General features: G+C 33.3%; 10 protein-coding genes. 8 read left to right on the top strand and 2 right to left on the bottom strand.

Features of this window, described 5'->3' with window-relative positions:
* Positions 1-12 precede the first annotated feature (12 nt).
* The 3 genes from ACJ6WR_RS08955 (at position 13) to ACJ6WR_RS08945 (ending at position 5,983) form a co-directional block, all read left to right on the top strand.
* Entirely contained in the window at positions 13-1,932 is a 1,920-nt protein-coding gene (locus tag ACJ6WR_RS08955) for a hypothetical protein (protein ID WP_409417625.1), read from the top strand.
* 261 nt (positions 1,933-2,193) lie between these two features.
* Complete coding sequence (gene ileS, locus ACJ6WR_RS08950) at positions 2,194-5,595, top strand: isoleucine--tRNA ligase (RefSeq protein ID WP_409417624.1); 3,402 nt, start codon at positions 2,194-2,196, stop codon at positions 5,593-5,595.
* Positions 5,596-5,602: 7 nt separating this feature from the next.
* Complete coding sequence (locus ACJ6WR_RS08945; RefSeq protein WP_082001802.1) at positions 5,603-5,983, top strand: TraR/DksA C4-type zinc finger protein; 381 nt, start codon at positions 5,603-5,605, stop codon at positions 5,981-5,983.
* 146 nt (positions 5,984-6,129) lie between these two features.
* On the opposite strand, the gene ACJ6WR_RS08940 is transcribed toward ACJ6WR_RS08945, so the two are convergent.
* Together ACJ6WR_RS08940 and ACJ6WR_RS08935 are read right to left on the bottom strand one after the other, a co-directional pair.
* A complete protein-coding gene (locus ACJ6WR_RS08940) occupies positions 6,130-6,510 on the bottom strand; it encodes a hypothetical protein (RefSeq protein ID WP_039113140.1) in 381 nt (126 codons plus the stop codon).
* A gap of 27 nt (positions 6,511-6,537) precedes the next feature.
* Complete coding sequence (locus ACJ6WR_RS08935) at positions 6,538-6,894, bottom strand: roadblock/LC7 domain-containing protein (protein ID WP_039113139.1); 357 nt, start codon at positions 6,892-6,894, stop codon at positions 6,538-6,540.
* 174 nt (positions 6,895-7,068) lie between these two features.
* Here ACJ6WR_RS08935 and ACJ6WR_RS08930 point away from each other — a divergent pair, with 174 nt between their 5' ends.
* The 5 genes from ACJ6WR_RS08930 (at position 7,069) to ACJ6WR_RS08910 (ending at position 14,057) form a co-directional block, all read left to right on the top strand.
* Entirely contained in the window at positions 7,069-7,290 is a 222-nt protein-coding gene (locus ACJ6WR_RS08930) for a hypothetical protein (protein ID WP_039113138.1), read from the top strand.
* A 93-nt stretch (positions 7,291-7,383) separates the two neighbouring features.
* On the top strand, positions 7,384-7,980 hold the full coding sequence (locus ACJ6WR_RS08925) for a lipoprotein signal peptidase (protein WP_039113137.1): 597 nt from the start codon (positions 7,384-7,386) through the stop codon (positions 7,978-7,980).
* Between the two features lie 85 nt (positions 7,981-8,065).
* Entirely contained in the window at positions 8,066-11,224 is a 3,159-nt protein-coding gene (locus ACJ6WR_RS08920; RefSeq protein ID WP_409417623.1) for a UvrD-helicase domain-containing protein, read from the top strand.
* Positions 11,225-11,295: 71 nt separating this feature from the next.
* On the top strand, positions 11,296-12,489 hold the full coding sequence (gene kbl / locus ACJ6WR_RS08915) for a glycine C-acetyltransferase (protein WP_409417622.1): 1,194 nt from the start codon (positions 11,296-11,298) through the stop codon (positions 12,487-12,489).
* Positions 12,490-12,602: 113 nt separating this feature from the next.
* A complete protein-coding gene (locus tag ACJ6WR_RS08910) occupies positions 12,603-14,057 on the top strand; it encodes an OmpA family protein (protein ID WP_409417621.1) in 1,455 nt (484 codons plus the stop codon).

Genomic DNA, 14,057 nt, shown 5'->3' with positions numbered 1-14,057 from the left:
TTTTTTTTGCCTATGAAAAAAATATTACTCTTAGTGGCTTTGCTTGTAATTGGATCAATTCAGGCACAAGAAAAAATAAGCTCAAAAACAAAGAAATTTAAAATTCCGGTAATTAGATATTCTGAATTTCCAGCTCTTGATAATGTATTAACGCAAACGGCTTTTTATCAAATGGATAAATCGCTGCAGGAAGAAGAATCTAATTTAAAGAAGGATTTTTTTAAAATTGATGGATTTATAAAAGATCCTGTAAACGGAAAGCTTAAGCTTTATTTGACCTTTGCGATGCCCAGATATACAGACACTCAAATAGATAGTGTGTATGATAAGGAAAAAAATCGTTGGACTTATAATGCGCACTCTAATTATATAAATAATGTAAAATTAGATGTTAAGCTTGGCGATAAAATTATATTGACTAAGGATTTTGGAGGTTCAGATTCTTATTCGGTAAGTGTGGGAAATAGTATGGGTGCTTTGAAAGTTGTAGCCTCAGAACAGGATAAAAAAGTAAAGACAGCTGTAAAGAACTCAGATTACAGTGATGTAGGGCTTGGATTTGATAATGTTGTTTACAAAGCGGCAATAAGAATTCAGGATTTTTTAAATTATAAATTTGGATATTCAACTAGTGTAGTAAAGGAAAAATTTGAGTTTGTAACTTCAAAAGGGCATTCAGAATACGCACAAATGCTTGCTTTCGAGACAGAAATTACAGCTCAGATGGAGAAAGTAACTCTTGAGAAAGGTTTAGACGAGAAATTACTAACGCCACATTTGCAGTATTTAGAAAGTCTGTTGGTAAAATACCCACTTTCTCCGGCAAATGAAGATATTCGTTTTATTGTCACCAACAATTTGGCTGAAACTTATTTTTTACTTGAGAATAAAGAAAAAGCCCTGAAATATGCTAATTTATTAATTGAAAATGATAAACAAGATTCGAGAGGATCTACAATTATCGAAAGAGTTAATAATGGCTATTTTGCAGATAAAAAAATAAGAAGTCATACACCTCGTTTTGCAGAGCTTAAAAAATTAGGTTTAAAGATTGCGGAGGAAAAAGAAGAATTAAGATTAGCGTTTTTTGAAAAAATCGACCGTCAGGAAGCAGATTGGAGTATTGAGAAAGAAAATAGAGCAGCAGCTTTAGAAAAAAGTAAAATTCAACGAGAAAATATGCTTGATTCTATTGCATATCAATCTAATCCAGATTTGTTAGCGAAGATTATTGCTAATCTTGGTGGAAGCAATATTCTGAAAAAAGTAGAGAAAACACATTTGGTATCTAAGTTAACTTTAGAAGAAAGTAATATACCTCACACCGAAGAAAGATGGGCGACAACGACAAATTATCTTTTGAAAAAGAAAATGCCGGAAACCTATTATGAAATCGTAAATGGACCAGAAGCATGGAGTCATAGTGATCGCGAAAGCGGAGTGGAAGCCAAATGGGCAAAATTGCCAATTTACAAGTATAGTAATCTTTCTGCAAATTTGGACCCTGTGAATTTCTTAACTGCTTTTAGACTTGATTTATGGAATAAGCTGGAGCTATTGCAAGACGAAATGGTTGACGGGAAATGGTGTTATCATTTTAATTATTTCGAAAAAACATTGAACACAAGTAATAGAACCATTCCTAAAACAGATTATCATCTTTTTATTGATAAAGAAGATTTTTCGATTGTTGCAACGGAAAGAACAGAATTTGATGATGGAAATAAAAGTTTTTTTGAGCGAAAGCTTTTCAAAGATTATCGTCCTGTAGCAGCTTTAAATTCAGGAAAAATTCCGCATAAGATTAATTATGAAATTGAAGATTTTTACGGAGATACTTCCTATCAGGAAAATCGCGAAAAAGTGGAAGTAAATGCCGTTTTTGGTAATAGAATTTTTATGAAAGAAGTTTATTTCGGAAGTTTTAAATAAAGATTAATACTATTAATGGCGACCGTCTTTTTTGCTAATAAAAGACTGTTATATTTTCGCTTTTGTGGACACTAAGAAATATTTTCTTGAAGATTGAATCCTTAGGGTTTTTAATTTTTGAGAAAATATTTCTGTTTAAATCAATAACTATTTTTTGATAAATGTGGAATTATAAATGTATTAACAAATTTAATTAGTGAATTGGTGGCTAAAAAAATCAAAATTCCTTACTTTCGCACTTCGATTTAAGAAAAGGATAAAATGAGCACAAAATTTACTGAATACAAAGGACTTGACTTACCTACTGTAGCGTCTGAAGTACTTGACTTTTGGAAGAAAGAAAATATATTTGAAAAGAGTGTAACTACTCGCGAAGGTGCAGTGCCTTACGTATTTTTTGAAGGTCCTCCTTCGGCAAATGGATTACCAGGAATTCACCACGTGATGGCACGTGCGATTAAAGATATTTTTTGCAGATATAAAACTCAAAAAGGTTTTCAGGTAAAAAGAAAAGCTGGCTGGGATACTCACGGATTGCCTGTTGAGTTAGGTACCGAAAAAGAACTAGGAATTACAAAAGAAGATATTGGTAAAACAATTTCTATCGAAGAATATAACGAAGCGTGTAAAAAAACCGTAATGCGTTATACGGACGTATGGAATGACTTAACCGAAAAAATGGGATATTGGGTAGATATGGAAGATCCATATGTAACTTATAAACCAAAATATATGGAGTCTGTTTGGTGGCTTTTGAAACAAATCTACGATAAAGGATTGTTGTACAAAGGATATACTATTCAGCCTTATTCTCCAAAAGCAGGAACAGGATTATCTTCTCACGAAGTAAATCAGCCTGGAGCTTATAGAGATGTTACAGATACTACAATTGTAGCACAATTTAAAACATTGCCAGAAACTTTGCCTTCGTTTTTACAAGGTTTTGGAGATGTTCATATTTTGGCCTGGACGACAACGCCTTGGACATTACCATCGAATACAGCTTTAACAGTTGGTCCAAGAATTGACTACGTTTTGGTAAAAACTTTCAATCAATATACTTTTGAACCAATCAATGTTGTTTTGGCTAAAAATTTAGTTGGAAAACAATTCGGAAAAGGATTTTTTGCAAGTGAAGATGATGCCGATTTCGAGAATGTAAAAGAAGGTGATAAAAAACTTCCGTATAAAATTTTAGCGGAAGCGAAAGGAGCTGATTTAGTCGAAATACGTTACGAACAATTATTACCATATGTATTGCCATATCAAAATGCTGAAAATGCATTTAGAGTAATAGCAGGAGATTTTGTGACTACCGAAGACGGAACGGGTATTGTACATACCGCTCCAACTTTTGGTGCTGATGATGCTAAAGTAGCAAAAGAGGCTAAGCCTGAAGTACCGCCAATGTTGGTTCTTGACGAAACTGGAACTGCAGTTCCTTTGGTGGATTTACAAGGAAAATTTACTTCGCATTTAGGTGAACTTGCTGGTAAATACGTGAAAAACGAATATTATGATGCAGGTCAGGCGCCAGAGCGTTCTGTAGATGTTGAAATTGCTATTCGATTAAAAGAAGAAAATAAAGCCTTTAAGGTAGAGAAATATGTGCACAGTTATCCACATAGCTGGAGAACTGATGAGCCGTTATTATATTATCCACTAGATTCTTGGTTCATTAAAGTAACCGATGTAAAAGATAGAATGTTCGACCTGAACGAAACTATCAATTGGAAGCCTAAGTCTACTGGTGAAGGACGTTTTGGAAATTGGCTTAAAAATGCCAATGACTGGAACTTATCTCGTTCTAGATATTGGGGTATTCCGTTGCCAATTTGGAGAACTGAAGATAAAAAAGAAGAAATTCTTATTGGTTCTGTTGAAGAATTGTACAATGCGATTGAGAAATCTATCGAAGCAGGTTTTCAAAAAGAAAATCCGTTTAAAGGATTTGAAATCGGAAATATGTCTGAATCTAATTATGATTTAATCGATTTGCATAAAAATGTAGTCGATCAAATAACTTTAGTTTCGGCTTCAGGCCAGCCAATGAAACGTGAAAGCGATTTAATTGATGTTTGGTTTGATTCTGGAGCAATGCCTTACGCACAATGGCATTATCCTTTTGAGAATAAAGACAAAATTGATGAGAATAAAGATTTTCCAGCTGATTTTATTGCTGAAGGTGTCGATCAGACTCGTGGATGGTTTTATACGCTTCACGCAATCGGAACTTTAGTTTTTGATAAAGTAGCTTATAAAAATGTGGTTTCAAATGGTTTGGTTTTAGACAAAAATGGAATAAAAATGTCTAAGAGTAAAGGAAATACAATTGATCCTTTTAAAACCATTGCAGAATACGGTCCTGATGCCACACGTTGGTATATGATTATGAATGCAAATCCTTGGGATAATTTAAAATTTGACCTTGAGGGAATTGCTGAGGTTCGTCGTAAATTCTTCGGAACATTATATAACACCTATTCATTCTTTTCGTTGTATGCAAACATCGATGGATTTAAATATGCTGAAGCAGAAATTCCGATAAACGAAAGACCAGAAATTGATCAGTGGATTATTTCTGAATTAAATACACTTATCAAAGAAGTTGATGGCTTTTATGCCGATTATGAGCCAACAAGAGCTGCTCGTGCAATTTCAGACTTTGTACAAGAGAATTTAAGCAATTGGTATGTTCGTTTATGTCGTCGTCGTTTTTGGAAAGGAGAGTACGCGCATGATAAAATAGCAGCATATCAAACACTTTATACTTGTTTGTTAACTATAAGTAAACTAAGTGCTCCAATTGCTCCATTTTTTATGGATAAGCTTTACAGAGACTTAACAACTTCAACACAGTCAGAAAATTATGACAGTGTACATTTGGCAGAGTTTCCAAAATACGTTGAAAACTTTGTTAATAAAACGTTAGAAAGCAAAATGCAGAAAGCGCAGACTATCTCATCACTTGTTTTATCACTTCGTAAGAAGGAAATGATTAAGGTACGCCAACCGTTGCAAAAGGTAATGATTCCAGTACTTGACGATAATCAACGTAGTGAAATTGAGGCAGTTTCAGAGCTTGTAAAAGCAGAAGTTAACGTGAAAGAAATCGTTCTTTTAGATGATGCTTCGGGTATTTTGGTAAAACAAATTAAGCCTAATTTTAAAGCATTAGGACCTCGATTTGGTAAAGATATGGGCTTGATTTCCAAAGAGATACAGTCTTTTACAGCGCAGCAAATCAGTCAGTTAGACAAGGAAGGTTCGTTAGATATTGTTATTGCAGGAAATAATGTAACTTTATCATTAGAAGATGTCGAAATTACATCACAAGATATCGAAGGTTGGTTGGTTGCAAATTCAAACGGAATAACAGTTGCGCTTGATATTACGATCACGGAAGAGCTGAAAAATGAGGGTATCGCAAGAGAATTGGTTAATAGAATTCAAAACATCCGTAAAGATTCTGGATTTGAAGTAACTGATAAGATAAAGGTACAGATAAAGAGAAGCGGTATATTAGAAACTGCAATTCTTAAAAATGAAGACTATATTAAGTCTGAAACATTAACAGATAGTTTGGTTTTCTTAGACGAATTAGAAAGCGGCATAGAAATTGAATTTGATGATATAAAAACAATGATATTAATTTCAAAATAATATAAAAATGGTAGATGAAATTACAAGATACTCTGACGCTGATTTAGCTGAATTCAAAGAGATCATTTTGGGTAAAATACAAAAAGCGCAAGCAGATTTAGACTTGATTAAAAGTGCTTACATGAATGACTTAAATAACGGTACAGATGATACGTCTCCAACATTTAAAGCATTTGAAGAAGGAAGCGAAACTATGTCCAAAGAAGCAAACTCACAGTTAGCTATCAGACAAGAAAAGTTTATTCGAGATTTAAAGAATGCGTTATTTCGTGTAGAAAATAAAACATACGGAGTGTGCAAAGTAACAGGAAAGTTAATCGGAAAAGAAAGATTAAAGATTGTTCCTCATGCTACAATGAGTATTGAAGCAAAAAACTTGCAACGATAGTTTTTTAAATAAATAATAAAGCGCTCCTATTTAAGGGGCGTTTTTTTTGCATCAAAATGAAGAGAAGTAATTTAAGTGTAAAAAAGGAAGTAGTTAAATTAAAACTGTCTTTGTGCAAGACAGTTTTAATTAAGAAAGTAATGCTGTTACGCTAGATTTTTTTCCAAATCAGTTTTGTATTTTCTTAAAACAGCTCTTGTCATTCCTAAGTTGGCTTTTGTAGAGTCTGCGACTAGATAAACCATGAATTTATTATTTGGTGAAATATCAATAATGTGAATTTGATTGGTAAGCGTAATTAAGATATCCTCGATATCTTGTTTTAAATTTAAGGCCTTTACAGCACTTAATTTAGCTTTAACTACTTCAAGGTTGTATGCAGAAGCTAATTCGGGATCAAATGCCGAATCGATGCTTAAATTACCATAACTAAGCCCTGTTTCAATCTCGGTTACAGCTACAGCTATAAAACCATTCACATTTGTTTTCATTTCAGTTAGAAAAACATTTAAAAAGTCGTTGCTCATAATTTTTGGGGATTTATTGGTTATTAATTATTTTAAAAGACTGTTTTTGTTAAGCTGAGTGGCTAGTTCATCGATATTGCGCAGAAATAATCCGAGATTGCTACCATCATTAGAGAAAACGATGATGCTATGAGAATTGTTTATTTTGTTCATTACAGCGACTCCATTGGTGGTTTTAAGGTATAATTGTTTAAGTAGTCCTTTGTCTAAGTCATTAAGGAATTTGTCGCTCATAGATAGGATTGCGTCGCTCATTGCGGCAACACTGTCACTATATTCTAAGTGTAAAGAGGTAATCAATTTTCCTTTTGTACCCGATATAAGTGCCGATGTTGATTTGGTCTGAATTAAAAACTCATTTAGCATGGAAGTGATTTCATTCATTGTGTGGAGATTTGGGGAGTTGTTAAAAAATAATTGATTAAGCTAATTTAATTAAAAAATCATAGCTTTATCATGTATTATCTCGTTAATTTATTTAAAAAATATAAAATTTTTGCGTATTATTGTAAGAAAGGAATGGAGGATTAAGTAAGTATTAATTTAAGATAAAACGTTATGGCTAAAGTGTTGAAGTTTAAAGATGTGAAGTCGGATGTTGATAGTAGAATAAAGGAATTTGATAAAATAAGGGTTAAGTTGAATGTTGCCAAAGCAAAAAAGGCACAGGGTAATATTGTTAAGACTACAGATGGGAAAAAAGAAGCTAAAGGATTGTTCAATTCAATCTCAAGTTTTTTTTCTGAAGGATCTAAGCCAGTTAGAAATAATGGAAAATAATAATGAAACATTTTGTTACGAAATAATTAACGCTCCTAAGGGGGCGTTTTTTTTGATTTAATTGTTACTTTTGCGCCAATAAAAAATTATAAAATGTCACTACGAAAAGCGTATTTACTTATTTTCATTATTTTACTTATTGATCAGCTTTCTAAAATTTATATAAAAACCAACTTCGTTTTAAGCGAAGAAGTGGAGGTTTTTAAGTGGTTTAAGATTCTTTTTATTGAGAATGAAGGAATGGCTTGGGGAACAAAAATACCAGGAGAATACGGGAAATTGATTTTAACCGTTTTTAGGATTTTTGCTGTTTTTGGTATTGGATACTGGTTGTATGACTCTATTAAAAAACAAAGCTCAACATATTTAGTTGTTGCTATTGCTTTAATTTTGGCTGGAGCTGCAGGAAATATTATAGACTCTGTTTTTTATGGTGTAATATTCGATGACAGTTATAACAACTTAGCAACACTATTTGCTCCAGAACATTATGGAACGTGGTTTCATGGTAAAGTAGTAGATATGTTGTATTTTCCTATTTGGGAAGGAAATCTACCAACTTGGTTGCCAATATGGGGGGGACAACAATTTAAATTTTTTAATGCAATTTTTAATTTTGCCGATATGGCAATTTCTACAGGTGTTGGTATTTTAATTGTTTTCAATAAAAAAGCATTTAATAAGCACTAATTAATTTTACTTTATAGAATTTTAGTTTTTTGCAACCGAATAGTTCTCGGGATGTTTTATTTTTACAGTTCGAAAAAATTAAAAAATGCAAAGACCTTCCTTCTCTATATATGATGCATCCGCAGGTTCAGGAAAGACATATACCCTAGTTAAGGAATATCTTAAAATTATACTTTCGGCTCCTAAAAATGATGCGTATCGCAATATTCTTGCAATAACTTTTACAAATAAGGCAGTTCATGAGATGAAAAGCCGAATTGTAGGTAGCTTATCTGAGTTTGCCAAAGAAGAACCTTCCGCGAAAGCGATAGATTTAATGGAGGATTTGGCGAGGGAAACCGGCCTTTCAATCATTGAATTAAAAACAAAATCACAAAATATTATTAAGCATATTATTCATAATTATGCTGCTTTTGATATTTCTACAATTGATAAATTTACCCATAAGGTTATTCGTGCTTTTGCGCATGATTTAAATTTACCCATGACTTTTGAGGTAACTCTGGACACAGAAAACTTACTCATTGAGGCAGTCGATGCAATTATTGCACAAGCGGGACAAGATGAAACTTTGACCAAGTTGCTGATTGATTTTACTATGGAGAAAACCGACGATGATAAAAGTTGGGATGTTTCTCGTGAAATTCTTGAAACAGGAAGGTTAATCTTAAATGAAAATAATCGAAATGAGATTACTCATTTTCATGATAAATCAATCGGAGAGTTTGTAGAAATAAAAAATAAGCTAAAGGATTTGTGTGAAAATCTTGAGGAAGAAAATGCTGTTTTTGCGACTGAAGCTCTTTTGTTAATTGAGAAAAACGGAATCGATTTAAAATCTTTTTCAAGAGGAACATTTCCGAATCATCTGGAGAGCATTCGAGATGGGAAGTTTAATCCCAAGAATAAAACATTTCATGAGTTTGATGATATTGCAATTAATAAAACGGCCAAAGACAAAGCCGTAATAGAAAATATTATTCCTGAATTACTTCAAATTCTGGATAAGATTTATAAAAATTTCGAAAAGAGAGATTTCTACAAAGCGTTTCTTAAAAACATTACGCCATTGTCATTGCTGAATACAGTAAGCAATGAATTAGAAAAGATTCAGAACGAACAAAATGTTTTGTCTATTTCTGAGTTCAATGCAATTATTCATCGCGAAATCCAAAATCAACCTGCGCCTTTTATTTATGAACGTTTAGGAGAAAAATACCGTCATTTTTTTATTGATGAGTTTCAGGATACTTCCGAAATGCAATGGCAGAATTTAATTCCGCTAATCGATAATGCCCTTTCTGGGCAAGATGATTATGGAGTAAAAGGAACTTTGATGATTGTGGGAGATCCGAAACAATCTATTTATCGTTGGAGAGGGGGAAAAGCGGAGCAGTTTATTGAATTAAGTAAGGATTTAAATCCGTTTAATAATCCAGATAAGAAAATAACACATTTAGATACTAATTACAGAAGCTATAGTGAGGTTATTGAATTTAATAATGGCTTTTTTAAATTAATCTCTTCAGAGTTTGAAAATGCAGATTATAAAGATTTATATGAGAATCATAGTTATCAAAAGACAAATGCAAAGAAAGGTGGTTATGTAAATATTTCGTTTCTTCCGGTTATTGATAAAAATGAACAAATTGATGATGATGCTGCTCTGGAGAAAACTGATTTGTATGTTTTAGCAACTTTAAATACAATCCAGAAAGTACTGCGTGAAGGATTTGAATATAAAGATATTGTTATTTTGACTCGTAAAAGGGATCAGGGTATCGCTGTAGCAAATTATCTTACGGAGCAAAATATTCCGTTATTATCATCAGAAACATTGATGATCCAGAATGCAACCGAAGTTCGATTAATTATTCATTTATTAAAGTATTTGAATAACAATGCTGACTTAGAAGCTAAAGCTAATTTTTTACATTTCTTAACTAAGAATATTGAGATTAAAAGGCCTGTTCATGACTTTATAGCCGAAGGAATGGCTGAGAGAAATGAAGCTGCTTTTGAAAAATGGTTAGAGAAATTTGATATTTCGCTTTCGTTTGAAAATATTCGAAAGAAATCACTTTATGAAGCCGTTGAAACTATCGTTTCTAAATTTGTGCGTCTGGAATATAATAATGCCTATGTGCAATATTTTCTTGATATAGTTTTGGAGCGCGACATTAGGAATCAAGCAGGTATTTCGGATTTCTTAAGTTATTGGGATAAGAATGCGGGGAAATTTAGTATTCCGTCTCCTGAGGGGAATAATGCTGTTCGTATAATGACAATTCATAAATCAAAAGGATTAGAGTTTCCAGTGGTAATTATGCCTTTCGCAGAAGAAGATTATAGTCGAAAACCAAAAGATAAGTTATGGTTAAATGCGGAGGAGTCAGACTTTGGATTGCCAAAAGTGTTAATAGATAATAGTAGTGCGGTAGCTGGTTTTGGAGAAGATGCCGCTGTTGTTTTTAATTCAAAAAAACAAGAAGAGCTACTAGATAATGTAAATGTTTTATATGTTGCCTTGACTCGTGCTGAGGAGCAATTATATGTTATTTCTCAGGAAATAAAGCCTAGAAAAGATGGAGAATTCCCAGGTAATATGGCATCTTTTTTTATAAAGTATTTAATTAATCTGGGGGTTTATGATGAGAGTAAATTGGAATATGAATTTGGAAATTCAGTAAAATTATCTTCGGGAGATAAACATTCTTCGTTTACAAAGACGATTCCGCTAGTTTCGGAAGTTTTAAATCCAAAAAATATTAAAATTGCACAACGTGAAGCATTAATGTGGGGAACGCATCAGCAGGAAGCTATATCTTATGGAAATGTGATTCATGAAATCTTAGCGTTTGTAAAATATAAATCAGATGTTGATTTGGCAATTGTAAAAGCATTAGAAGATGGGTTAATTGTATTTGAGCAAAAAGAGATAGTTTTAAAGACGATTAAGGAAATTGTAAATCATTCAGAAATCAGTATTTGTTTTGAGGAAGGTAATAGGGTTTTAAATGAGGAAACAATAATCCAGAAAGCAGGAAAGACATTGAAGCCTGATAGGGTAGTTATTACTCCAAAAGGAGAAGCTTATCTTTTGGATTATAAAACAGGTTTGAGTAATCCTAAATACATACAACAGTTACAAGAATATCAGGATGCTATTGAAAATATGGGTTTCAAAGTGTTAAAAAAAGCATTGGTGTATATAGGAACCGATATCGTTGTAGTAAATTTGTGAAAAAATTAATCAGACGTTAAAGAGAAGAATCAGGCTAACTTGTTAAAATTTAACATATTAAATAAATAAAAATGTACGGAAAAATTAAAGAGCATTTGCAGAATGAATTGCAAACTATTGAAGAAAACGGAATTTTTAAAAAAGAACGAATAATAACTTCTGCTCAAGATGCTGAAATAACAATTTCTACAGGAGAGAAGGTTTTGAATTTTTGTGCCAATAATTATTTAGGATTGTCTTCGCATCCAGAAGTGGTTCAAGCTGCAAAAGACGCTATGGATACTCATGGTTTCGGAATGTCATCTGTACGTTTTATATGTGGTACGCAAGATATTCATAAAACATTAGAGAAAAAGATTGCTGATTTTTACGGAACAGAAGATACAATTTTGTACGCAGCAGCTTTTGATGCTAATGGCGGTGTTTTTGAGCCTTTATTAGGTGAAAACGATGCGATCATTTCAGATAGTTTAAATCATGCTTCTATTATAGATGGAGTTCGTTTATGTAAAGCAGCTCGTTATCGCTATGAAAATAGTAATATGGAAGACTTGGAGCAACAGCTAATAAAAGCAAATGAAGCAGGAGCTCGTTTTAAATTAATTGTTACCGATGGAGTGTTCTCTATGGATGGACTTGTAGCTCCATTGGATAAAATATGTGACTTAGCAGATAAATATGATGCTATGGTTATGGTTGATGAGTGTCATGCTGCTGGATTTATTGGAGCAACAGGAAAAGGAACTCTAGAGGCAAAAGGAGTAATGGGTAGGGTTGATATTATTACAGGAACACTTGGTAAAGCTTTAGGTGGAGCTATGGGAGGATATACAACTGCTAAAAAAGAGATTGTAGAATTATTACGCCAAAGATCAAGACCTTATTTGTTTTCAAACTCATTAGCGCCTGCAATTGTTGGAGCTTCGATTAAAGTATTTGAGCTTTTAGAAAAAGATACTGTATTAAGAGATAGATTAGAGTGGAATACTAATTATTTTAAAGAAGGTTTAAAGAAAGCTGGTTTTGATATAATAGATGGAGATTCGGCTATCGTTCCAGTTATGTTATATGATGCAAAATTATCGCAAAATATGGCAAATGAGCTTCTAAAGGAAGGAATTTACGTAATTGGGTTCTTTTTTCCAGTAGTTCCTAAAGAAAAAGCAAGGATAAGAGTACAGTTATCTGCAGCTCATACGAAAGACCATTTAGACAGAGCCTTAGCGGCTTTTGTTAAAGTAGGTAAAATGTTAAAAGTTGTATAATTCCCACTTTTTACATTTCTTATTGCTTTTTTTTAACATTTCATTTTGTAGTTAAAAATTTACGCATTACTTTTGTCTATAATTAACTAAATTGTAATTAAATAAAATTAAGTATGAAACATCTTAACAAACTTTTAGTTGCTGTGATGATGGCGATGGGTTTAACTTCTCACGCACAAGACAGTAACAATCCATGGGCGATCTCTTTTGGAGTTAATGCCGTTGACACTAGAACCAGTTCTGGTGCAGGGAGTGGTTTCTTTGATCAACACTTTTCTCAGCCATTCGCAGTGAAAGACAACTGGAATATTCTTCCTTCTGTATCTTATATTAGTGTATCAAGATATGTTGGTAGTAATTTTTCTGTAGGATTGCAAGGTTCTGTGAACAAAATTGATAAATTGGTTGTTTTCAATCAGCCAAGTCTTGGAGCTTCTGATTCAAGAGGTAATACTGTGTATAATCCTGGTGACTTAATGTACTACGGAATTGATGCTACTATTAGATATAGCTTCCAAGAATTAATCAAATCTAAAGTAATCGATCCTTCGTTAACTGTAGGTGGAGGTTATACTTTCTTCGGAGATAGTAGTTTTGGTACAGTTAATCCAGGTGCTGGAGTAACTTTTTGGTTTACTGAATCTATTGGTCTTGAGCTTGCTACAAAATACAAATGGGCTGTTTCTCCTAACGAAACTAAAGCTACTGACAGATCTGTTTTCCAACACACTGCTGGTATCGTTTTCAAATTCGGAGGTAAAGATACTGACGGAGACGGAATCTACGATAAAGATGATGCTTGTCCAGATGTTGCTGGTTTAAAACAATTCAATGGATGTCCTGATACTGACGGAGACGGAATCGTTGACGCAAGTGATGCTTGTCCTACTGAATTTGGTTTAGCTGCTTTAAACGGTTGTCCTGATAGAGACGGAGACGGTGTTGCTGATAAAGATGACGCTTGTCCAGACGTATTTGGTTTAGCTGCTTTAAAAGGTTGTCCAGATGCTGACGGTGATGGTATTGCTGATAAAGATGACAAATGTCCTACTGTAGCAGGTCCTAAAGAAAACGGTGGATGTCCTTGGCCAGACGCTGATAAAGATGGTGTACTTGACAAAGATGATGATTGTCCTACTGTAGCTGGTCCAGCTAGTAACAGAGGTTGTCCAGAAGTAACTACTGCTGTATTAGATGATCTTAAAGTTCAAGCTAGAGCAGTATTCTTTGACACTGGAAAAGCTACTTTCAAAAAAGGTGATGCTCAAACTCCAGTTAGATTAGATGCTATCAAAGAAATCCTTAAAGATTATCCAAATGCTAAATTCAGCATTGAAGGACACACAGATAGTACAGGTTCTGCAAAAATTAACGATAAATTATCTCAAGAAAGAGCTGATGCTGTAATGAACGCATTAATCGCAAGAGGTGTTAATCCAGCAAACTTAACTGCTAAAGGATTTGGTTCATCTCAACCAGTAGCAAGTAACAAAACTGCTAAAGGAAGAGCTGAAAACAGAAGAACTGAAATTAGACACGTAGGTTCTAAATATGAAGGTAAATTGTAA

Source organism: Flavobacterium sp. PS2, from assembly GCF_046250155.1.
In the GTDB taxonomy this organism is placed as follows: Bacteria; Bacteroidota; Bacteroidia; order Flavobacteriales; family Flavobacteriaceae; genus Flavobacterium.
This window is presented reverse-complemented; position numbering and strand designations above follow the sequence as displayed.